Below are 22,036 nucleotides of genomic sequence, written 5' to 3' on the forward strand. Positions count from 1 at the left end.
AGCGGCCTGGCCGCCGGGGTCGCGCGTGCGTCAGATCATCTGGCCGCCCGAGACCTCGATGCGCTGCGCATTGACCCAGCCGCTGCCAGGCGCCAGCAGCGCGGCCACGGCGCCGCCGATGTCGTCGGGCAGGCCCACGCGGCCGAGCGCCGTCTGCGCGGCGATGGCGGCGTTGAACTGCGCGTTGTCACGCACCAGGCCGCCGCCGAAGTCGGTCTCGATGGCGCCGGGGGCGAGCGTGTTGACGGCGATGCGGCGCGGGCCCAGCTCCTTGGCGAGGGAGCGCGTGAGCACCTCCACGCCGCCCTTCATCACCGAGTAGGCCGCATAACCCGGCAGCGCGAAGCGCGTCAGGCCCGAGGACACGTTGAGGATGCGCCCGCCGTCGGCAATGAGCGGCAGCAGCGCCTGCGTGAGGAAGTACGGACCCTTCAGGTGCACGTTCATCAGCTCGTCGAACTGCGCCTCGGTGGTCTCGGCAAAGCTCGCGTGGTGGCCCATGCCGGCGTTGTTGACGAGGAAGTCGAAGCGCTCGCGCTGCCAGTGCTGCGCCAGCGCGCGCTTCACCTGGGCGGCGAAGTCGCCGAAGCCGCGGCTGTCGCCCACGTCGAGCGCCAGGGCGACGGCCCGGCGCCCCAGTTGCGCCACCTGCGCCACGACGGCCTGCGCCTCGGCCGCGTTGGCCCGGTAGGTGACGATGACGTCGTGGCCCTGCTCGGCGAGCTTGAGCGCCATGCTCTTGCCGAGCCCGCGGCTGCCGCCGGTGATGAGGGCGATGGTGGTGGGGGTGTTCATGGGGAAGTGCCTTTCGGGATGGGTTGTGGTGAAGGCACTTTATTGATCCAATCCTCGGCAATAAACACACGAAGAACGATCAGTTTGTTCAACCCATGAAAACAATCGAAGGGCTTCAGATCTTCGTGCGCGTGGCCGAACTCAGCAGCTTCACCCAGGCCGCCGAGCAGCTGGCCCTGCCCAAGGCGCGGGTGTCAACGGCCGTGCAGCAGCTCGAAGGCCAGCTCGGCACACGCCTGCTCCACCGCACCACGCGCAAGGTGCAGCTCACGCAGGACGGCCAGGCGTTCTACGAGCGCTGCAAGGACCTGCTGGCCGACGTGGACGAGTTGCAGGGCATGTTCCAGCACGGCGTGCAGTCGCTGCGCGGCCGGCTGCGGGTGGACATGCCCACGCTGATCGCGCGCGACCAGATCATTCCGCGCCTGCCGGAATTCCTCGCGGCGCACCCGCACCTGAGTTTTGAATTCAGCAGCACCGACCGCCGGGTCGACGTGGTGCGCGAAGGCTTCGACTGCGTGCTGCGCGTGGGGCCGCTGGCCGATTCGGGCCTCGTCGCTCGGCCGGTGGGGCAGCTGCGGCAGATCAACGGCGCAAGCCCCGGCTACCTGGCGCAGCACGGCACGCCGCAGACGCTCGACGACCTCGCCTCGCACCGGCTGATCCACTACGTGCCCACGCTGGGCGCGAAGCCGGGGGGCTGGGAGTACGTGCAGGAAGGCCGCGTGCGCAGCCTGGCGATGGCGAGCGTGCTCACGGTCAACAGCACCGAGGCCTATCAATCGGCCTGCGTGGCGGGCCTGGGGCTGATCCAGGCGCCGGCCGCGGGGCTGGCGTCATTGCTGGCGCGCGGGCTGCTGGTGGAGGTGATGCCGCAGCATCGGGCGCCCTCGCTGCCGGTGTCGCTGCTGTATGCCAACCGGCGCAACCTGCCGCAGCGGGTGCAGGTCTTCATGGCCTGGGTGGCGGAGACCCTCGCGCCCTACCTCGACCACTGAGACGCCTGCCTGGCCCCAATAGCCCCCCGCGTGTGGCGGGGGGTTGTGTACTTCACTGGGGCCGGCAGGGTGGTGCCGGCGAGGGCCGGAGTATCCGGGCCTTTGTACGATTTTGCGCAGGAGAGGGCTCTCTACTGAGCGGCTTACGCGACTGCACCTACGCGGGACTACGCAAGGGTTGGCCGCGGCCGCCCTGCCCGTTCCGCCTGTCAGGACGCCTGCGGCCCGGGCCGGCCCAGCTCGACGGCGAAGCGCGCCGCCACGTTCACCTCGGAGGCCGGGTTCTTCGGGTCGAGCACCGCATGCAGCTGCGCCTGTAGCCGCTTCGTGTCGAGCGTGAAGCTCACGTAGCCGCGCTGGTCGCTGCGCGCGTAGTGCAGGTGCGGGTTGTGCGGCAGCGCGGCGCTCACGCGCGACTGCGCCATGCCGTTGCTCGAGATCGAGGTGCCGCAGAACTCGCTCGCCACGACCGGGGCCTTCGCATCGTCGTAGTCCACCTTGAGGTCGGCCACGTAATGCGCGTGCACGTCGCCGCCCAGCACCACCGCACCCGGCAGCTGGCGCTCGGCCACGCCCTGCAGCAGGCGCTGGCGCGAGGCGGCATAGCCGTCCCAGCCATCGGTCCAGTAGGTGCCGCCGCCTCGCGCGGGGTCGGTCCAGCTGAAGCGCGCCATCAAGGTCTGCTGGGCGACGAGGTTCCAGGGGCGCTCGGTGTCCCAGCCGTCGGCGAGCCAGCGTTCCTGCTGCGCACCGAGCAGCGAGCGTCGCGGGTCAACGAGCGCCGGGCAGTCCTTGAACGCCACCGTGTTGGAACCATTGCGGTTGGGCCGTGGGCACGCCTGCACGTCGCGGTACTGGCGGTCGTCGAGCGTGTGGATGCGCGCGAGCGTGCCCCAGTCGTAGCGCTCGTAGATCCGCAGGTCGCTGCCCCGCGGGCGCCACGCCTTCGGAAACGGCATGTGCTCCCAATAGGCCTGCGTGGCGGCCGCGCGCCGGCTCGCGAAGAGCGGCTCGGGGCCACCCTGCGGCGTGCCGGCGGCGTAGTCGTTCTCGATCTCGTGGTCGTCCCACACGGTGAGCCAGGGCGCGAGGGCGTGTGCGGCCTGCAGGGCCGGGTCGCTCTTGTACTGCGCGTAGCGGGCGCGGTAGTCGTCGAGCGTGAGCGTGGTGGGGCCGTCGTGCAGGCGCACGGCAGTGGGCGGCGAGGCGTATTCGTAGATGTAGTCGCCGAGGAAGAGCACGAGGTCGAGCTCCTGCGTGGCCAGGTGGCGCCAGGCGGCGTAGTGGTTGTGATCCCAGCGCTGGCAGCTCGCGATGGCAAAGCGCAGCGACGCGGCGGCATCGGCCGCGGGTGCGGTGCGCGTGCGGCCCACCGCGCTGCGCTGGCCGAGCGCGCTGAAGCGGTACCAGTACCAGTGGCCGGCCTCGAGGCCCTGGGGCTCGGCATGCACGCTGTGCGCCCAGGCGGCTTCGGCGACCTCGGTGCCGCGCGCGGCGATGCGGGTGAAGGCTTCGTCGTGCGCGAGCTCCCAGCTCACGTCGACACGCTCGGGCAGGTCGGCGCCCGAGAGGCGCGTCCACAGCACCAGCCGGTCGGGCCGCGGGTGGCCCGAGGCGATGCCGAGGGCGAAACGTGGCACGTCGGCCGCCCGCGCATGGCGGACGAACCAGGGCGCGGCAGCCAGAGTGCCAATAACTTGGCGGCGGGTGATCGCAAGGCTCATGGCGCGGCGGTTTACCACAGCCGCGCGACATCCTGACGAGGGGGCCTTGGCTATGATCCGCCGCTCCCGGAAGTACCCATGGCCGACACCCTCAATTCAGCCCAGATGGACGCGGTGCACCACCTGGGCGGGCCCTGCCTGGTGCTGGCCGGCGCCGGCTCGGGCAAGACCCGCGTCATCACCCACAAGATCGCCCGCCTGCTGCAGGCCGATTACGCGCCCTCGCAGATCGCCGCCATCACCTTCACCAACAAGGCCGCGCAGGAAATGCGCGAGCGTGCCAAGGCGCTGATCGGCCCACGCGCCGCGAAAGACCTGGTGGTGAGCACCTTCCACTCGCTGGGCGTGCGCATCCTGCGCACCGAGGGCGAGCGCCTGGGCCTGAAGCCACAGTTCAGCATCCTCGACAGCGACGACGTGCTCGGCGTCTTGAAGGATGCCGGCGGCAGCAGCGACAACGCCCTCGCCCGCCGCTGGCAATGGACCATCAGCCTGTGGAAGAACCAGGGGCTGAACGCCGACAGCGTCGAACCGCAGAACGACGACGAGCGCATCGCCCAGCAGGTGATGAAGCGCTACGAGGAGCGCCTGGCCGCGTATCAGGCGGTCGACTTCGACGACCTGATCGGGCTGCCGCACCAGCTCTTCCAGCGCGACGACGAGGCACGCGCCAAGTGGCAGAACACGCTGCGCTATTTGCTGGTCGACGAGTACCAGGACACCAACGCCATCCAGTACGAGCTGCTCAAGTCGCTGGCCGGCGAACGCGCGATGTTCACCGCCGTGGGCGACGACGACCAGTCGATCTACGGCTGGCGCGGCGCCACCATCGAGAACCTGCGCCGCCTGCCCAACGAATACCCGCAGCTCAAGGTGATCCCGCTGGAGCAGAACTACCGCTCCACCGGCCACATCCTGCGCGCGGCCAATGCGGTGATCGGCCACAACCCCAAACTCTTCGAGAAGAAGCTGTGGAGCGACCTGGGCGACGGCGACCCGGTGCAGGTGGTCGAGTGCGACAACGAGGAGCACGAGGCCGAGCGGGCCGTCGCGCGCATCCAGTCCCTGCGCGCCCAGGGGGGCGCGCTCGTCAATGCAGGCGGCCAGGGCGGCGAGGTGGCCTTCAAGGACTTCGCCGTGCTCTACCGCGCCAACCACCAGGCGCGGGTGTTCGAGAAGGCCCTGCGCCGCGCGGAGATCCCGTACAAGGTCTCGGGCGGCCAGAGCTTCTTCGACCGTGCGGAGATCAAGGACCTGTGCGCCTGGTTGCGCCTCTTGGTCAACAACGACGACGACCCGGCGTTCCTGCGCGCGGTGACGACGCCGAAGCGCGGCATCGGCCACCAGACGCTGGGCGCGCTCGGCGAGTTCAGCAAGCGCTTCAAGACGAGCCTGTACGAAGCGCTCTTCGCCGAGTCGCTCGGCACCGTGCTCAACGCACGCGCCATTGGCTCGCTGCACGAGTTCGGCCGCTACGTGAACGACCTCGAGTACCGCGCCCGCCACACCTCGGGCAGCGAAGACGCGAAGGCGCTGCTGCTCGGCTGGCTGAAAGACATCGACTACGAGAAGCACCTCTACGAAGGTGAAGACAGCGAAAAGCTCGCCGCCTCGCGCTGGACCAACGTGCTCGACTTCGTCGACTGGATCGCCAAGCGCTGCGGCGGCGAAATCGAGAACGACGGCGGCGCCACCTTCGAGACCGAGAAGAAGACGGTGCTCGACGTGGCGCAGACCATCTCCGTCATCATCAGCCTGGCGGAGCGCGGCGACGAGCAGGACGTGGTCACCCTCTCCACTCTGCACGCGAGCAAGGGCCTGGAGTGGCCGCACGTGGTGCTGGCCGGCGTCAATGAAGGCCTGCTCCCGTTCAAGAGCGACGACGACGAGATGACGCCCGAGCGCCTGGAAGAAGAGCGCCGCCTGATGTACGTGGGCATCACCCGCGCGCGACGCACGCTGGCGGTCAACGTGCTGCGCCGTCGCAAGAAAGGCCGCGACACGGTGCAGGCCATCCCGAGCCGCTTCATCGGCGAGATGAAGCTGCACGAGGCCAAGTCGAAGGAAGACCCGCGCGAGAAGCTGCGCCTGCTGCGCGAAGCCGCCGCCAAACGCGCCGCGCAGGCCGACGTGAAACCCTGAGCGCCACGAGGCTGCTGACACTGCGTTGTCAGCAGCCGCCCCGCATGATCTCGCCCTTGTTTGACTGCGGGAGCCTCACCATGCTGAAGACCTACACCGGCAGCTGCCACTGCGGCGCCGTGCGCTTCGAAGCCGACCTCGACCTCGCCGCCGGCACCGGCAAGTGCAACTGCTCGATCTGCACCAAGACGCGCAACTGGGGTGTCTCCATCAAGCCCGACGCCTTCCGCCTGCTCACCGACGAAGCGGCGCTCAGCGATTACCAGTTCAACACCAAGAGCGCCCACCACCTCTTCTGCAAGACCTGCGGCGTGCGCCCCTTCGGCCGCGGCTACATCGAACAGATCGGCGGCGACTACGTCTCGGTGCAGGTGGCCTGCCTCGACGACGTGGAGCCGGCCGAGCTGATCGCCGCCCCGGTGCACTACTCCGACGGCCGTCACAACGCGTGGTGGAACACCCCCGCCGAGACGCGCCACCTCTGAGCTGCATCGGCTCGGGGCAGGGCCTCTTTTAGAGGTCTGGTCGCGCCGCGGCGTGGGCGACATCATCCGCGCCGTGCCAACCCGAGCCCACCCCACCCGCCCCGGCGCCGACCTCGAAGCCGTGGTCGACACGCTCTCGTTCGACCCGGTGCTGCACTTCCAGTCGGGCATCGGCGCGGCGCAGCGCCTGGTGGTCGACAGCCGTTCGCGGGCGCCGCTGTACCTCGCGCAAGGCGAGGCGCTGGCGGTGCATCACACCCCGAGCGGCTGGCGCGGCACGCTGCGCGCCGGTGAGCTGCTTTTCTTCCCGCACGGCGGGCGGCACGAGGTGGCCACCGACTCGCAGGCCCCCGCGCAGCCGATGCTCGAGTTCGCCCGCACGCACCTGCACGACGGCCGGCGCACCTTCACCGTGGAGCACGCCGCGCCGGTGGCGCGCGTCGTCGGCAGCTTCTTCTGGACGCACGAGCTGCAGGCCCAGCCGCTCGTGGCGCGCCTGCCGCCGGTGGTGCACCTGCACGGCCACCACGCCTGGCTCGAACCGCTGTCGCAGCCGATGCGCTGGATGACCGACCTGCCGCGCGGCGGCGCCGCCGTCGGCCTCAATGAATCGGTCAACGCGCTGCTGCGCCATGTGATCCTCGCGCAGCTGAGCGCCGCAGCCGATGCCGCGCCACCGGCGCTGCAGCCCGACCCCGGCATCGCCCCCGCGCTGCGGGCGATCCACACCGAGCCGGCGCACGACTGGTCGGTGAAGGCCCTCGCGGAGCTGTGCCACATGAGCCGCACCGCGTTCTGCGAGCGCTTCGGCGCGGCGGTGGGCGACACGCCGCTGCGCTACCTCACCCGCTGGCGCATGACGCAGGCACGGCGGCTGCTCGAAGACCGCCACCTCTCGCTCGACCAGGTGGCCGAGCGGGTGGGCTATTCGAGCGGCTTCGCGTTCTCGAAGGCCTACAAGCGCGAGACGCGCAGCGCACCGCGCGCCTGAGGGCCGGCTTTCAGATCGCATCGTCGGGCTGCGGTGCGAACTCGGGCGCCGCCGAGGTCCAGCTGAGGTGCATCTGGTCTCGCTCGAAACTGCCGCCGGCGAGCGTGAAGTCGGCGCCGAAGGTCACATCGAGCGCCGGGACCGGCACCATCACCGTCGTGCCATTGTTGTAGCGGGCGAACTGCTCGACGCGGTGCATCTCCAGGAACACCACGGCGAAGCGCGCCGGGTCGCGGCTGCAGCCCGACTCGGTGAAATCGGGCCCGGTCGCGCCGAGCGCCAGCCCGAGCGCGCCGGTGCGTGCGGCGGTGTCGATCTTGAGGTCGGCGAAGAACACATGGCCGTTGGTGAGGTGCGTCCCCGGGTAGGTCATCGCGCCGCTCCAGGTGAAGGTGCAGTCGGGCCCGTCGGTGTGGCTGCCGCTGGCCTGCAGGGGCAGGGACGAGTCGCGCGTGGCCACCGCATAGCGCACCGGCTCGACGGGTGCTTCGCCGGGCCTGTCACGCGTGGGGTCCACATCGGCACGGTGGCGGATCGTGCCCACGCCGGCCACGCGCAGCCCGGGGCGCGCCGGGTCTTCCCAGCGGTAGTCGAGGGTGGTGGTCCAGCGGGTGATCCAGCGCACGTTGCTGCGGTGCTCGCCCACCTGCACCCGCACGGCGCCGGCCGAGCCGGCGCCGCTGCGCGGCAGCGCGCAGACGATGCGGGTGGCCGTCCAGCTCAGCACGCTGCGCTCGTGGCCGTCGACCGTGACCCGGCCGACGTTGGGACCGGTGGTCTCGCGCGGGCCGAAGTCGCCGATCAGGACCAGCTCGTCGCGGAACTCGTCCACCACCATTTCCTTCAGGCCGGGCATCACGGTGGGCGCGTCGCCGCTCGCGCGCAGCACGAACACGGCGCTGCTGTCGGGGTCGCGGTCGAGGCCCTTGTCGGCCAGCTCTTCCATCACGTCGGCCACGACGAAGGCCCGCTGGCGCGGCGACTCGGGCTGGTAGGCGTTGGCGCCGAGCACACGGTCGACGAAACGGCGCGGCACGCTGAAGGCGCCGGTGGCCGAGACGGTGTTGGTCCAGCCGAGGTAGGCCCCGGCGCCCTTGGCAAGGCAGGCGTCGTAGAAAGGCGCGGCGAGCGGCCGGCCGTTGCTCGCGGGCCGCGCGCTCACGCAGGCGTTGATGAGCAGCACGCTGTTGGGCGCGAACTCCCAATGCGCGCGCACGAACTTGTCGGTGATGCCGTAGCGGGTGTCGTGGTCGGGGTACTCGATGCCGAGGATGGTCTTGGTGAGGCCGTTGCGCGCGGTGAAGTAGGTGAGGCGGCCGTCGGCCAGGTCTTCGCGCATCTCGGGCGTGCGCTCCAGCACGGCGTCGACGAGGGTCGACGACTGGATCGAGAACACCGTGCCGCCGGTGGTGCTGCCGTCGGCATGCAGCGCATCGCCCCAGCCGCCGTGGGTGTTGATGTAGAAGAAGCCGTCGCCCTTCACGGCGCGCAGCGCGGTGAGACGGCCGTCGCCTTCCTGGCCGCCGCTGCGCACCTGGTAGCCGGCATGGTTGAGCCAGGTGCTGAGTTCGTTGACCATGCCCTGGCCGTCGTCGAAGCCGGTGCCGAAGGTGTGCAGCAGGCGCGCCTGCCGGGCGCGCGGCAGGCCGGCCGCGAGCGGCTGCTCGCGCCGCGCGGAGCGTGCAGCCGGCGCCGCCGGGTGGCGGTTGTTGGCCACGATGTGCGTGCGGCCGTCGCGAAAGATGCCCCACGCGCAAAGCGCCTCCTCGTTGTAGCCGGCACGCTCGTAGGCGTCGAGCGTGCGCATGTAGGCGGCCACCGCCTGCACGAAGCCGAGCCGCGTGGTGGTGGTGAGCGAGAGGCGGCGGCTCATGTCTTCGATGTCGGCGATGGCATCGAAGCGCTCGGTGTCGAAGCTGCCGTCGGGCGGCGGGCCGCCATCGCCGGGCGCGCTGCCACCGCCCCCACCGCCACCGCACGCCACGAGCGCCGGCACCGCCGTCGCCACCGCGGCGCCCCCGGCCATCCATTTCACGAAGGCCCTTCTTCTCTCGTTCATCGGTCGGTACGTCACGCCATGCCTCACTGCTGATTCGCGTCGGGTTGAAAGGCGTGGATTCTGGAAATCGGCGGGCCGCGTGACCATGTCCGCCACGCCGCCATTGCTGTCCGCGCGTCCGCCCCCCGCGAACGCGGGCCGCGGGCAGAATCGGCGGCCCGAGATGCCGACACCTCCGCACGACTCCCCGCACGACCGCCCTTCCCTGCAGCGCCGCCTGCTGCGGCCGGCCGACTTCGCCGAGGCCCTGCAACTGCTGCCGCCCTGGCTGGCCCTGAGCGAAGCACAACGCGCCGGCCTGCCCGCGCTGTGGGCGCGCCTGCTGCACCACCCGGGCTTCAACGCCGATGCCATCGAAGACGTGGCGGCCCCTGCCGGCCAGCGGCTGCAGGCGCTCGGCATGTCGATCGCGCTCGACACCGCTTGGCAGCAGCGCCTGCGCGCCGCCCCCACGCCGTGGATCACGCAACAGCTCTACGCCGAGCTGCTCGACGGGCGCACCGCCCCGCCGGGCGAACGCGAGCTGGCGCGCGCCAATGCCTCGGCCGACGAGGACGGCGGCGTGAGCTTCATGGTCCTGCACTACCAGCAGCGCAATGGCGACATGCGCGACCCGCATGCGGTGGCGGTGCTGTCGGCCGGCGTGGTGGCGATGCGCGTGGCGCATGCCGGGCACCGGGTTCGCGAGGTGTTCCAGGAGGCGTTCCAGTCCGAACGCGAGTACATGGCAAGCGTGGGCATGGTCCAGCGCAGCGCGCACAACCAGCCCGCGAGCGGCCAGGGCCTGCCCGAACTCTTCAGCCTCACGCGCCGCGAGGCGCTGCACAAGCTGCCGGGGTTCCAGCTGCGCGAGATCTTCGAGCACACACCGCCGCGCTTCCACTTCCGCGGCGCCGAGCAGCGGCTGCTGCGGCGCGCCCTCTTCGACGAGTCGGACGAGGAGATCGCGGCGCTGCTGGGTGTGTCGATGCACACCCTCAAGAAGCAGTGGCGCGCGATCTACGCGCGGGTGGAGGAGCGCTTTCCGGCGCTGCTGGCCGAGCCTGGCGCGGCGGCCAGCGACGGCGTGCGCGGGCCGGAGAAGCGGCGTACCCTCCTGCGCTACCTGCGCCAGCACCTCGAAGAACTGCGGCCGCACGCCGCGCCCCGCCTATGAACCCCAGCCCCGCCCTGCCGCTGCTCGCGATGGCGAGCGCCGCACTGTGCATCGCCGCCGCCTCCGGTGCGCTGCCACCGTCGCTCGCCTTCGTCTTCAAGCCGCTGACCACGCTGCTCGTGATCGCGTGGGCCTTCACGCGCGGGGCCGAAGTGCCGGTGCAGCGCCGCCGCATCCTCATCGGGCTGTGGCTGTCGCTGGCGGGCGATGTGTTCCTGCTGTGGCCGGGGCAAGGCTTCCTGTCCGGGCTGGTGTCTTTCCTGCTGGCGCACCTGGCCTACATCGCCGCCTTCAGTGTGCCGGTGCGCTTCGGTGCCAAGCCCGTGGTGTTCGCGGTCTACGGCGTGGTGGCGGCGCTGATCCTGAGCCAGCTGTGGAGCGACGTGCCGTCGGCCTTGCGCGTGCCGGTGGTGGGCTACGTGGTGTGCCTGGCCTGCATGGCGGCGCAGGCGGCGGCGTGGTGGCGCAGCGCACCGGCCTCGCCCTTCGCGCGCCGTGCGGCCATCGGCGGCGCGCTCTTCATGGCCTCCGACAGCCTGCTCGCCATCAACAAGTTCGCCAGCCCGCTGCCGCTCTCGGCGCTGTGGATCCTGTCGACCTACTGGGTGGCGCAGCTGTGCATCGCGGCGTCGCTGCCGCCGCGAGGTCGCGCCGGAGCTTGAAGATCGCCACGCAAGCGCGACCTACTGCATGCCACGCAGCAGCGCGATGAAAGGTTCGCGGTCGACCGGCTTGCCCACGAAATGAACCTGCGGCGGCAACTCACCCAGCTCGGCCAGGCGCTTCTCGCCGAAGCTCGAGACCGCCACGATGAGCCGCGGCCGCACCACGCACTGCGTGGAGAGCTGGCGCAGCATCTCGGCGCCGTTCATGTGGGGCATGACGATGTCGGTGACGAAGACGTCGGGCGCGTGCTGCCCGATCGCCACCAGCGCCTGGATGCCGCTGTCGAACACCTTCACCTGCGCCTGGGGCAAGGCCGCGCCGACGAGTTCGCGCAGGATCCCGCTCTCTTCGGCGTTGTCTTCGACGATCACCACCGACAGCGACTCGGCACCGTTGGGCACCGGCTCGATGTCGGCTTCAACTGGAGCCGCCTGCGTCTCGAACAGGCGGTCGGCGCTCGCCGCGTCGATGCGGCGGTGGCCGCCCGGCGTCTTCCAGGCTTTCAGCCGGCCGGCATCGACCCAGCGCTGCACCGTCGGGATGGAGATGCCGAGACGCTGCGCCACGTAGGCGGTGGAATAGGTCCGAGGCGGAGCGCTCGCGGAGCGGGTGGTGGTCTTGTCGTGGGGCGAGCGGGTGGATGGGGGCACGGTCAGGCGAGGAACAGGTGATGCGCACTTGGCCCTGTCCGACACGGCCGCCGCGCCGATGGTTCCGTCATTCGAGACGAGGGCGTACCCCAATCATCGCCGCCTCGATGTTCGTCGAGGGCGTTTGACAGTGCCCGCAGCGCGGGCCCAGAGACGCCTCAGAGAAACGCCAGGCGACGGTTGCTGCCGAAGGCCGCGAGGCCGGGCAGCGCGGTGTCGATCTGCGCATCGCTGGCGCCGAACCACCCGAGCAGCGTGGCCGCGTACTGCGAGACCGCGGTGGTGGGGATCCACCGGCCTTGCAGCTCCCAGTTGTCGACGCCGACATCGTCGGGGCCGCCGAGCACGAGCTGCGGGAAGGTGCCGTAGCTCGCACCACCGTTGACCGCACCGCCCACCACCAGCTGGGTATTGCCCCAGGCGTGGTCGGTGCCCAGGCTGTTGTTGGGCACGAAGGTGCGGCCGAAGTCGCTCTGCGTGAAGGCGGTGACGTCGGGGCCGAGGCCGAGCGTGTGCATCGCGGTGTAGAAGGCACCGAGCGCATCGCCCAGCTCGCGCAGCAGGTTGGCGTGGTTGCCGGTGGTGGGCGCGCCGCCGGCGACTTGGTTGCCGTGGGTGTCGAAACCATCGAGCGAGGCAAAGAACATCTGCTTGTTGCCGCCCACCGTGGCGTTGGCGACGATGAGCTTGGCGATCTGGTACATCTGGCCCGCCAGGCCCGTCGTGAACTCGCCATCGCTGCCGACGAGCGAGGCGAAGGCGGCGTCGATGGCCGCCACCGCACCCGCACCGCCCGGCTCGACCGCCACCAGGCCGCCCAGCCGCTCGGAGACGGCGAAGGCATTGCGCTGCGCGGTGGCGTAGGCCTCGGCGAGGTCGTTGTCCTGCCCGCTGGCGTAGAGCGCATTGAGCGCATCCTTGCGCGCCACGAAGGGCGCGTACTGCTGCGCTTCGGGCGTGAGCACGTAGGCGCCGAACACATCGCCCGGCGTGTCGGGCAGCACCAGCGGCGACACCGATTCGGTGAGGCCGAAGCGTGTGCTGCCGGCCACCGAGATCACCGGGTTGACGGTGCCGAGCGCGGCCGACGCACGGCCGCCCCAGCCGCTGCGGGTGAGCGGGCTGGTGCTGCCGGTTTCCCACTCGATCTGCTGATCGGAGTGCGAGAAGAGGTTGGCCGGCTTGTCGGGCGAACTCTCGGGCAGCGCACGGAACTGCGACTTGGTGAGCGGCCGCGCCAGCGTGCCGACGTTGAAGACGGGCGCAAGGTCGCCGGAAGCCCAGGCGGGCGCGAGGCCGGCGAGTGCCGGGTGCAGGCCGTAGTTGATGCCACTCATCGGCAGCAGGCTCGCCTGCGGGAGGGCGAGGCCACGGCGCACGGCGGCGTACTGGCCGTAGCGTGTGGCGTCGTTGGGCACGACCATGTTGAGACCGTCGTTGCCGCCGTAGAGGAAGACGCACACGAGCGCCTTGTAGTCGCCGGCCCAGGCGCGGCGCGTGCCGAGGGTGAGGTTGGCGAGCGCGCCGACACCGAGCGCGCCCGCGAGTGCGGCGCTGTTGCGCACGAGCCATTGGCGGCGGTTCATCGCCGGCAGTGCTTTGGAAGAGGCTTTGCGGTTCATGTTCGTCGTCGTCCTCAGCGTTGCACGTGGTAGTGGGGCGAGCCGTAGATCAGGAACGCGGCGGTCTTCACGCGGTTCACGCGCCAGTTGGCCGGGTCGCGTGCGGACGTCCACCACTCGGTGGCGCGCACGACCTCGCTGCGCGCCGTGCCGCTCAGCGTGCGGCCGAGCGCGAGGTTCGAGAGGCGATCGACCAGCACGCCTGCGTCGGTGGCATCGGCCGTGTAGGCCGAGAGGTTCACGAGCGTGCCGAGCGGGTTGGCCGCGCCGCTGTTGGCGGCCGGTGTGCCGCCCCAGTCGAGCAGGTAGGTGAGGTAGTTGAGCCGCGCGAGCGCAGTGTTGGCGTTGTGGATGCCGAAGGCCGGGCCCACGAGCGCGGTGCCGGCGACGGGGTAGTCGGGCGGGTAGAAGTTGAAGACCGAGGGCGCGCGGAACATGTGCTGGCGCATCCACTCGCCCCACCACCAGCCCAGCGCGTCGCCGTCGGTGGTGCCGTTGAGCCCTCGCAACACGCCGGTGAACATGAGCACCGGCTCGCGCAACTTGCCGCCGGTGCGGCCGGGCGTGTCGCCGCGCGCTTCGGCGTCGAGCAGCACCGCGGCGACGGTGGCCGCGAGGTCGCCGCGCTGGCCGGTGCCGAAGCTGCCGTGGCGGCCGGTCGCGAAGGCCGTGGCCACACGGCCCACGTAGGCCGGCGAGGGGTTGCTGCTGACCAGGTGCTGGATCAGCTGCTTGCCGATGAAGGGCGCGGTGTTGGGGTGCGTCATCACGCTGTCGAGCACGGTCTCGAGCGCCTGCGGCGCGGTGTGGCCGGCGCTCAGCGAGTAGCCGTTGAGCAGCGTGCGGGCGGCGGTGTCGTGGTAGCGCGCCACGGGCACCATGTCGCCGTCGTTCGCGCCACCGTAGTAGCGGCAGTTGGCGCCGGTGGGATAGCACCCATACGAGGTGGCGCCACCGGCGGGGTAGGTCCAGCCGGTGAGTGCATAGGCGTAGGCGCGCACCTGCTCGTTGGTGTAGGTGGGCGTGCAGGTGCCGCCGCGCAGCGTGCCATCGGCATTGAGCTCGCAGGTGCCGATGGAAAAGAGCTGCAGCAGCTCGCGCGCGAAGTTCTCGTTCGGCGCGTCCTTGTCGTTGTTGGCGTTGTTGAGGAAGTCGCCCATCACCGGCGACTGCGTCACCTTCTTCAGCACCTGGCGGTAGTTGCCAAAGGCCTCGCGGATCAGCACGTTGTGGTAATTGCGAAAGCCGTAGGTGCCCGAGACGTCGAGGTTGTTGACGACAACGATTTGTTGCAACGCATACGCAACACGCTGGCGCAGCTGGTCGGGCTGGCTGAGCGCGTTGCGGTAGAAGTCGGACAGCAGCGGCTCGGTGGAGTACCAGTCGCGCCAGCAGTTGGTGCCGCGGCCGGTGCAGAACTCGCCAGCGCCGGTGTACTGGTGCACGGCACCGTCGCCGCCACTGGAGTAGCGCGAGCTGTTGAGCTGCATCTGCGCAGCGACCCAGGCCGAAGCGCCCTGCGATCGGATGCTCGCGACCAGGGCTTCGGTCGGGCCGAAGGTGGCCTGGTCGGCCAGCCGCACCGCGTCGCGCTGCGAGAGGGTGGCGGGTGGCGACGGCGGCGGCGGCGGTGGTGGGGGCGGTGGCGGCGGCGGGTTCTGCGTGCCGGTGCCGGGCGCCGGTGCCGGGGCACTGCTGCCACCACCGCCGCCACCGCCACCACAACCGGCCAGCACCGCGGCGAAGAGAGCACCCACCACCACACGCTGCCAGCGCTCGGCGCCGCGCGCGGGCGCGCCCGAGGAAGTGGTGCAACGTTGTGCCGGCATGGGCCCCCCTGTGTGATCGAGTGTGGTTCCGCGCCCCACCGCAGCGGGAGCGGACCTGATTGCAGCAGGAAGGGCGCGGGTCGCTGTTACCGGTTGTCAGTGCGCCGAGGGGTGCGCGCCGGGGGGCTGCATGCGCGACAGGACGTGGTGGCCCATCGTCGCGGCCAGGGCGTGCTCGCCGATGAAGACGGTGCCCAGGCCCTCCTGCGCGATAAGGGCGGCCTCGTCGTCGCTCTGCGCGCGCATCACGACTTCGATGCCGGGGTTGAGCGTCCTCGCGGTCTCGATCATCTGGCGTGCACCGAAGGCGTCGGGCGTGGCGATGACGAGCATGCCGGCCTGCGCGATGTGGGCCTGGATCAGCACACCCGGGTCGGTGGCGTCGCCGCTGACCGCGGGCACGTTGCGCGCACGCAGCTCCTCCACACGCTCGCGGTTCTGCTCGGCCACCACGTAGCGCACGCGGTGCGCGTCGAGCTGCTGCGCGATGCGCCGGCCCACGCGACCGTAGCCGACGAGCACGACCTGGCCGCTCAGGAAGGCTGGGTGCACCGAGGTCGGCAGCTCGGCCAGCGGGTCGTCACGCATCTCCAGCCGCCGTGCCAGCGGCGAGCGCTCGCGCAGCCAGTTCTGCACCGGCTCGATGGCACGGAAGAGCACCGCGTTGAGCGCGATCGAGATCAGTGCCCCGGCGAGGATCAGGCTGTGCCCTTCCTGCGGCATCAGCCCGAGCGCCATGCCGAGCCCGGCCAAGATGAACGAGAACTCGCCGATCTGCGCAAGGCTCGCCCCGACGGTGAGCGCGCTGTTCATCGGGTAACGGAAGGCGAGCACGAGCGCGACGGCCGCGAGCGTCTTGCCGACCATGATGATGGCCACGACCACCAGCACGCGCAGCGGCTCGTCGAGCAGCACCTGCGGATTGAAGAGCATGCCCACCGACACGAAGAAGAGCACCGAGAAGGCATCGCGCAAGGGCAGCGATTCGTCGGCCGCGCGGTGGCTGAACTCCGACTCGCGCATCATCATCCCGGCAAAGAAGGCGCCGAGCGCGAACGACACATCGAAGAGCTTGGCCGACGCGAAGGCCACGCCCACCGCGGCGGCCACCACGCACAGGGTGAAGAGCTCGCGCGACCCCGTGCGCGCCACCCACCACAGCAGCTTGGGGAAGACACGGCGGCCCACGACCAGCATCAGCGCGATGAAGGCCGCCACCTTGGCCAAGGTGATGCCCAGCGTCATCCACAGGCTCTGCCCCTCGGGCGCCGCAGGGCCGGCGGCAGCCTGCCCACCCAGCAGCGGCGCGAGCGGCGGCACCAGCACCAGCACCAGCACCATCACCAGGTCTTCGACCACCAGCCAGCCGACCGCGATGCGGCCGTTCATCGACTCGAGCACCCCGCGCGCTTCCAGCGCCCTCAGCAAGACGACCGTGCTGGCCACCGACAGGCAGAGGCCGAACACCAGGCCGCCCCCCAACCCGAAGCCCCAGGCGTAGCCCACCCCGAGGCCCATTGCCGTGGCCACGGCGATCTGCAGCACCGCGCCGGGGATGGCGATGCGGCGCACGGCCATCAGGTCGGCTACCGAGAAATGCAGGCCCACACCCAGCATCAGCAGCATCACGCCGATCTCGGCCAGCTGGCTGGCCAGGCCCACGTCGGCCACGAAACCCGGCGTCGCGGGCCCGATCACGATGCCGGCGAGCAGGTAGCCCACGAGCGGCGGCACCTTCAGCCTGGCGGCGATGAAGCCGAAGATGAGCGCAAGACCAAAACCGGCGGCGATGGTGGAAATTAGGCTGACGTCGTGGGGCATTGGCGCTTTCGGAGCGGAAGACCAGACACCTCCTACACGCGGAGGCGCCCGCGGCTGATCGATTGGAGAAGGGGCGACTGTTTCAATGGTCGCATGGGCCACACGAAAAGTGGCCACCACCCCACACAGCAGGAGCACACCATGGACGACCGAGACACCTCCTCCCGCGAGAAGCTTTGGGACCTGATCAAGGACATCAAGTTCGCGATGTTCACCACGCACCACCGCAACGGCCATCTCCACTCGCGCCCGATGACGACGCAGAACACGAAGGTCGACGAAGACAGCAGCCTGTGGTTCTTCATGTCGGCAAGCGGAGAGCCCGTGGCCGACCTGCGCGCCGACCCCGAGGTCAACGTGGTGTACGCCGACCCGGGCGACGACAGCTACGTGTCGGTGTCGGGCGTGGCCCGCGTGGTCGACAACGCGGCCAAGAAGGAGCAGCTCTGGAACAAGATGAACGAGGCCTGGTTCCCGCAGGGCCCGAACGACCCTGATCTCGCGCTGGTGCAGGTGCAGATCACCCACGCCGACTACTGGGACGTGAAGTCGAGCAAGCTGGTGCAGCTGATCGCGATGGCGAAATCGGCCATCACCGGCCGCCCGCCGCACGACCTGGGCACGCACGGCGAAGTCCGCATGCGCTGAAGACGGAGCCCCACCGATGCACGCCCTCAAAACCTACATCGTCGAAGACAGCCCCGTCATCCGCGAGAGCCTGGTGGCACTTCTCGAAGAGTCCGTGCCGGTGGAGGTGGTGGGCACGGCCGAAGACGAACTCACCGCCCTCGACTGGATCGACCACCGGGGCGCCCACGACGACTGCGATCTGGTGATCGTCGACATCTACCTGAAGGGCGGCTCCGGCCTCGGTGTGCTGAAGGCCGGCGCCGGCGTCTACAAGCCGGCCAAGTGGGTGGTGTTCAGCAACCACGCGACACCCGAGATGCGCAACCGCTGCCTGGAGCTTGGCGCCGATTGCGTGTTCGACAAGTCCAACGAGATCGACGAGTTGCTGCTGTATTGCAACCGGCTGGCGAGCAACGACGAGGTGCCGCTCGAGGCCCCCACCGCCCCGTCGGTGTCCGAGGCCACCGAGACCGCTCCGGGCGCAAGCCCCAGTCCGACGGCCGGGCTGGCCTGACCGCCTCAAGTCAGCGCGGGACGGGCGGCAGCTGGGGCGCGTTCAGGCCCGCAAACGGGTCGGCCCAAGCGGGCATGGACGTGAGGCGCTGATGCCACCGCTCCACGGCCGGGTAGTCGGACAGCGGCAGCCGGGCCACGTCGTTGAAGGGCAGGAAGGCCGCCATGCGGAAGTCTGCGTAGCTGAGGCCACTCGCCAGCAGCCACTCGCGCCCGCGCAATTGCGCATCAAGCACGGCGGCGCTTTCGTGGAACAGCGACAGACCCTGGGCCAACACACCCTCGTCGACCGGGCCGAGGCCGTAGCGCTGCTTGGTGCCGCGCTCGAAGTGCACGATGTCGCAAGCCCGCATGAAGTGATCGCGCGCCCAGCTGATCCAGCGGATCATGTCGGGCAAGTCAGCGCCGCTGCGCCAGAAGTCCGAGCCCTGCATCTGCGAGAGACGGCACGCGATGGCGTCTGCCTCCCACAGCGAACCGGCGCCCTCGGCCAGGATCGGCACGCGCAACGACGGGTTCAGCGCGCGGAACCTGTCGGCCTGCCCAGGTGCGAGCGGCGCGGCCCACTCGAGCTCGACCGGTGCCGCCAGGTACCGGGCCACGGCCACGGCCAGCCGCGGATTCGGGTTGCGTGAGTAGTAGAGCGTGCAGGTCATGGCAGTTTCCAGTGGGTCGGTGACGGGCCCGCCTACGCGCCTGCGCAGGCTCTCCCCCTACGACGATCCACACACCGCCAAATCGACAGGCTCGCATCAGCGCTGCCAAACAAAAAAGCACTTAGCAGAGTGAACCTGCTAAGTGCCTGTCCCCGTTAGGGATGTTTGGTGGCCAAGGGCGGAATCGAACCACCGACACGCGGATTTTCAATCCGCTGCTCTACCAACTGAGCTACTTGGCCGAAATTCTTGTAAGCGAGCCGGCGATTATAGCCAAACTCAGTTGCCCCCGGCACCGCGCTTGTTGCGGCTCAGGTCGACGCCCAGCTGCTTCAACTTGCGATAGAGGTGCGTGCGCTCGAGGCCGGTCTTTTCGGCCACGCGCGTCATGCTGCCGTTTTCCTTGGCCAGGTGAAATTCGAAGTAGCTTTTCTCGAACGCATCGCGCGCCTCGCGCAGGGGGCGGTCGAGCTCGAAGAGCTGCTCGGGTTGTGGGCCCAACACCAGCGGCACCGGCGGCAGCATCGGCGCCACGCCCGACACCGCGCCTTCGATCGCGAGCCCGATCTCCACGCGGGCAGGGGCCAGGGCATTGTGGTGGTTGGCCCCCGCAGCGCGTGCGGCCGGCTTGGCCAGGGCCTGCTCGACGGCACGCAGCAGTTTTTGCAACGTGATGGGCTTTTCGAGGAAGGCGATCGCGCCGACCTTGGTGGCCTCGACGGCGGTGTCGATGGTGCCGTGGCCCGACATCATGATCACCGGCATCGTCAGCAGCGACGACGCCCCCCACTCCTTGAGGAGCGTGATGCCATCGACATCGGGCATCCAGATGTCGAGCAGCACGAGGTCGGGGCGCACCCGCTCGCGGATGGCCCGGGCCTGCGCCGCGTTCTCGGCCAGCTCGACGCTGTGGCCTTCATCGCTCAGGATTTCGGACAGCAGGGCGCGGATGCCCAGTTCGTCGTCGACAACAAGAATGGTGGCCATGAATCCTCAGTGCGCACTGGCCTCGGGAGGTGCTGGAACAGCGGTGGTGCTGTCGGCCGGCGCAAATTTCGAAAATGATAGCGAAACTTGCGCGCCCGCCACCTCGGCGCCGCCCGGGCCCGTGTAGGTGAGGTTGGCCAAGCGGATGCGGGCGCCGTGCTCGTCGGCAATTTTCTTGACCACCGCGAGGCCAAGGCCGGTGCCGCGGGTCTTGGTGGTGACGTAGGGCTCGAAGGCGCGCTTGAGCACCTTCTCCGAGAAACCCGGGCCGTTGTCGAGCACCTGCAGGCGCACGGCGCGCAGCTCGCCCTGCTCGGTGCGGGCGATCTCGGTGCGCAGGCGCACGCAGCCATCGGGACGGTCGGCGATGGCGTCGAGCGCGTTCTGCACGAGGTTGTGGATGACCTGGCGCAGCTGTGAGGCGTCGCCGAGGATCGGAGGCAGCCCGGGGGTCAGCTCAGGCCTGAGCCGCCCGGCTTCCTGCGGGGTGGCGTAGAGGGCGAGCACTTCGGTGACGAGCGCGTTGAGGTCGAGCGCCTGCGGCTTGGAAGCCGGCAGGCGGGCGTAGTCGCGGAACTCGTTGACGAGCTGCTTCATCGCCTGCACCTGGTTGACGATGGTGCCGACCGAGCGCGCGAGCATCGCCTGGTCGAGCCCTTCGAGCTTGGACTCGAGCTTGTGCTGCAGGCGCTCGGCCGATAGCTGGATGGGGGTGAGCGGGTTCTTGATCTCGTGCGCCAGGCGGCGCGCGACTTCGCTCCACGCTTCGGCGCGCTGGGCCGACACCACCTCCGTGATGTCGTCGAACACCATCAGGCGCCCTGCGTGCGGCATGGCGGCGCCGCGCACGAGCAGGGTGATCTTGTCGCCGTCGTTGCCGCCGCTCTTTTCGCTGGCGCGGCGGTCGACCATCTGCAGGTCGAAGGCGTCCTGCCAGTGGTCGCGCTCGCCGGCTTCGGGGCTGTCCTGGTGCTGCTCGAAGCGCTGCCGCACCGCGGCGGCGAACTCCTGCAGGCCGGGCACTTCGTCGAGCGTGCGGCCGCGGTAGGCCGAGACCGGCTGGCGCAGGATGCGCGTGGCGCCGGGGTTCACGGTGTCGATGTGGCCCTCGCGGTCGAACACGATCACACCGGCCGTGAGGTTGTCGAGGATGGTCTGCAGGTTGCTGCGCGCGGCTTCGAGCTGCGCCAGGCTGCGCTGCACCAGCGAGCGCGCTTCGGAAAGTTGCTCGGTCATGTCGGCGAACGATCGTGTGAGGCCGCTCAGCTCGTCTTTCGAGGCGAACACCGGCTTGCGCGTGAGGTCTCCTCGCGCCACCTGGCGCACACCTTCGGCGAGCACGAGCAGCGGGCGCGCGAGCTGGTTGCCGAGCGTCACCGCGAGCAGCAGCGCACCGAACACCGCAAGGATCAGCGTGAGCGTGAGCGTGCCGATGTACATGCGGCGCAGGCCCTCGCGCGCCAGCGCCCGCTGCTGGTATTCGCGGTAGGCCGCCTGCACCGCCAGCGCCTGCGTGACCATCGCGCTCGGCAGCAACTGCGTGACCATGAGAAAGCGGTCTTGTGGCCCGAGCGAGAGGCTGTTGCTCGGCATGTGGGCCAGCGTGCGGATACGCGCACTGCCCGATTGCGCGGCGGCGTCTTCGTCCAGCCCTTCGAGCTGGCCGGTGATGCGCGCACTGCGCGCCTGCCGCAGCAGCAGGGGGCTCGGCCGCTCGGGCGCCAGCGCCCCCGTCAGCCCCCCAGCGGTGACGAGCACCTGCCCATTGGAGCCGAGCAAGGTGACCTCCTGCGCAAAGAGCTGCTCGCGCAGGCGCTCGAGCACCAGCGGCGGCACCGGGTTGGGTGTGTCGGCCAGGCGCTCGGCGGCGAGCCGGGTCTTGGTCGTGAGGTCGTTGAGCTGCGCGTCGAGCGTGCCGCGGCCGAGGCTCAGGCCGGCGTCGAGCGCACCTTCCACCTTCACGTCGAACCAGCTCTCGATGCTGCGCGAGACGAACTGGTAGGACACCACGTAGATCAGGAGGCCCGGCACCACGCCCACCATCGCGAACACCGCCGCCAGCCGCAGCAGCAGGCGGCTGCCGAACTTGCCGCGCCGCACGCGCACCATCAGGCGCACGCCGGCAATGCCGATCACGAGCACGAGCAGCGAGGCCACCACCACGTTGACCCAGAACAGCCACACGTAGTGGCGCTCGTAGAGGCCGCGGCTGTTGGTGGCGAGCGACAGCAGGAAGACGAGCACCAGGCCGGCGCCCGTCACCGCGACCAGGGAGATGATCCAGGCCCAGCGGGTCGCTTTCTTCATGGCGT

The 22,036-nt window shown here is 70.0% G+C and carries 18 protein-coding genes and 1 tRNA gene; 8 read left to right on the forward strand and 11 right to left on the reverse strand.

Going from position 1 to position 22,036, the window contains the following annotated elements:
- Positions 1–30 precede the first annotated feature (30 nt).
- A complete protein-coding gene (locus RXV79_RS24840; RefSeq protein ID WP_316700797.1) occupies positions 31–795 on the reverse strand; it encodes an SDR family NAD(P)-dependent oxidoreductase in 765 nt (254 codons plus the stop codon).
- Positions 796–890: 95 nt separating this feature from the next.
- Here RXV79_RS24840 and RXV79_RS24845 point away from each other — a divergent pair, with 95 nt between their 5' ends.
- Entirely contained in the window at positions 891–1,793 is a 903-nt protein-coding gene (locus tag RXV79_RS24845; RefSeq protein WP_316700798.1) for a LysR family transcriptional regulator, read from the forward strand.
- 209 nt (positions 1,794–2,002) lie between these two features.
- On the opposite strand, the gene RXV79_RS24850 is transcribed toward RXV79_RS24845, so the two are convergent.
- Positions 2,003–3,517 carry an alkaline phosphatase D family protein gene (locus RXV79_RS24850; RefSeq protein WP_316700799.1) on the reverse strand — a complete coding sequence of 505 codons (1,515 nt, stop codon included), beginning with the start codon at positions 3,515–3,517 and terminating at the stop codon, positions 2,003–2,005.
- A 78-nt stretch (positions 3,518–3,595) separates the two neighbouring features.
- Here RXV79_RS24850 and RXV79_RS24855 point away from each other — a divergent pair, with 78 nt between their 5' ends.
- The 3 genes from RXV79_RS24855 to RXV79_RS24865 all read left to right on the forward strand — a co-directional run bounded on the left by RXV79_RS24855 (position 3,596) and on the right by RXV79_RS24865 (position 7,135).
- Positions 3,596–5,659 carry an ATP-dependent helicase gene (locus RXV79_RS24855; RefSeq protein WP_316700800.1) on the forward strand — a complete coding sequence of 688 codons (2,064 nt, stop codon included), beginning with the start codon at positions 3,596–3,598 and terminating at the stop codon, positions 5,657–5,659.
- Between the two features lie 80 nt (positions 5,660–5,739).
- On the forward strand, positions 5,740–6,144 hold the full coding sequence (locus RXV79_RS24860) for a GFA family protein (RefSeq protein ID WP_316700801.1): 405 nt from the start codon (positions 5,740–5,742) through the stop codon (positions 6,142–6,144).
- A gap of 73 nt (positions 6,145–6,217) precedes the next feature.
- Positions 6,218–7,135 carry a helix-turn-helix transcriptional regulator gene (locus tag RXV79_RS24865; protein WP_316700802.1) on the forward strand — a complete coding sequence of 306 codons (918 nt, stop codon included), beginning with the start codon at positions 6,218–6,220 and terminating at the stop codon, positions 7,133–7,135.
- A gap of 10 nt (positions 7,136–7,145) precedes the next feature.
- On the opposite strand, the gene RXV79_RS24870 is transcribed toward RXV79_RS24865, so the two are convergent.
- Positions 7,146–9,170 (reverse strand): IPT/TIG domain-containing protein, encoded by a 2,025-nt coding sequence (locus RXV79_RS24870; protein ID WP_316700803.1) that lies wholly within the window; start codon positions 9,168–9,170, stop codon positions 7,146–7,148.
- 187 nt (positions 9,171–9,357) lie between these two features.
- Between RXV79_RS24870 and RXV79_RS24875 the strand changes: the two genes are divergently transcribed.
- The gene (locus tag RXV79_RS24875; protein ID WP_316700805.1) at positions 9,358–10,350 is read left to right on the forward strand and encodes a hypothetical protein; all 993 of its coding nucleotides are present in this window, start codon (positions 9,358–9,360) and stop codon (positions 10,348–10,350) included.
- On the forward strand, positions 10,347–11,012 hold the full coding sequence (locus tag RXV79_RS24880; RefSeq protein WP_316700806.1) for a lysoplasmalogenase: 666 nt from the start codon (positions 10,347–10,349) through the stop codon (positions 11,010–11,012). Before RXV79_RS24875 ends, RXV79_RS24880 begins: the two co-directional genes overlap by 4 nt.
- Positions 11,013–11,033: 21 nt before the next feature.
- Here RXV79_RS24880 and RXV79_RS24885 read toward each other — a convergent pair whose 3' ends face one another.
- From RXV79_RS24885 to ybaL, 4 genes are all read right to left on the reverse strand, one after another.
- Positions 11,034–11,666 carry a response regulator gene (locus RXV79_RS24885; RefSeq protein ID WP_316700807.1) on the reverse strand — a complete coding sequence of 211 codons (633 nt, stop codon included), beginning with the start codon at positions 11,664–11,666 and terminating at the stop codon, positions 11,034–11,036.
- Positions 11,667–11,824: 158 nt separating this feature from the next.
- Complete coding sequence (locus RXV79_RS24890; RefSeq protein ID WP_316700808.1) at positions 11,825–13,288, reverse strand: DUF1501 domain-containing protein; 1,464 nt, start codon at positions 13,286–13,288, stop codon at positions 11,825–11,827.
- 14 nt (positions 13,289–13,302) lie between these two features.
- Complete coding sequence (locus RXV79_RS24895; RefSeq protein ID WP_316700809.1) at positions 13,303–15,117, reverse strand: DUF1800 domain-containing protein; 1,815 nt, start codon at positions 15,115–15,117, stop codon at positions 13,303–13,305.
- A gap of 96 nt (positions 15,118–15,213) precedes the next feature.
- Entirely contained in the window at positions 15,214–16,938 is a 1,725-nt protein-coding gene (ybaL, locus tag RXV79_RS24900; protein WP_316700811.1) for a cation:proton antiporter domain-containing protein, read from the reverse strand.
- Positions 16,939–17,079: 141 nt separating this feature from the next.
- Between ybaL and RXV79_RS24905 the strand changes: the two genes are divergently transcribed.
- Together RXV79_RS24905 and RXV79_RS24910 are read left to right on the forward strand one after the other, a co-directional pair.
- Positions 17,080–17,586 carry a pyridoxamine 5'-phosphate oxidase family protein gene (locus tag RXV79_RS24905; RefSeq protein WP_316700813.1) on the forward strand — a complete coding sequence of 169 codons (507 nt, stop codon included), beginning with the start codon at positions 17,080–17,082 and terminating at the stop codon, positions 17,584–17,586.
- 16 nt (positions 17,587–17,602) lie between these two features.
- Positions 17,603–18,082, forward strand: coding sequence for a response regulator (locus tag RXV79_RS24910; protein ID WP_316700814.1), 480 nt, complete (start codon positions 17,603–17,605; stop codon positions 18,080–18,082).
- A gap of 10 nt (positions 18,083–18,092) precedes the next feature.
- On the opposite strand, the gene RXV79_RS24915 is transcribed toward RXV79_RS24910, so the two are convergent.
- From RXV79_RS24915 to RXV79_RS24930, 4 genes are all read right to left on the reverse strand, one after another.
- Entirely contained in the window at positions 18,093–18,737 is a 645-nt protein-coding gene (locus tag RXV79_RS24915) for a glutathione S-transferase family protein (protein WP_316700815.1), read from the reverse strand.
- Between the two features lie 166 nt (positions 18,738–18,903).
- Positions 18,904–18,979: transfer RNA gene (locus RXV79_RS24920), tRNA-Phe, on the reverse strand.
- Between the two features lie 37 nt (positions 18,980–19,016).
- Positions 19,017–19,724 (reverse strand): response regulator, encoded by a 708-nt coding sequence (locus RXV79_RS24925; RefSeq protein ID WP_316700817.1) that lies wholly within the window; start codon positions 19,722–19,724, stop codon positions 19,017–19,019.
- Between the two features lie 6 nt (positions 19,725–19,730).
- Positions 19,731–22,031, reverse strand: a complete 2,301-nt coding sequence (locus tag RXV79_RS24930; RefSeq protein WP_316700818.1) for a sensor histidine kinase — start codon at positions 22,029–22,031, stop codon at positions 19,731–19,733.
- Positions 22,032–22,036: the final 5 nt, after the last annotated feature.

This window comes from Piscinibacter gummiphilus, assembly GCF_032681285.1.
In the GTDB taxonomy this organism is placed as follows: Bacteria; Pseudomonadota; Gammaproteobacteria; order Burkholderiales; family Burkholderiaceae_C; genus Rhizobacter; species Rhizobacter gummiphilus_A.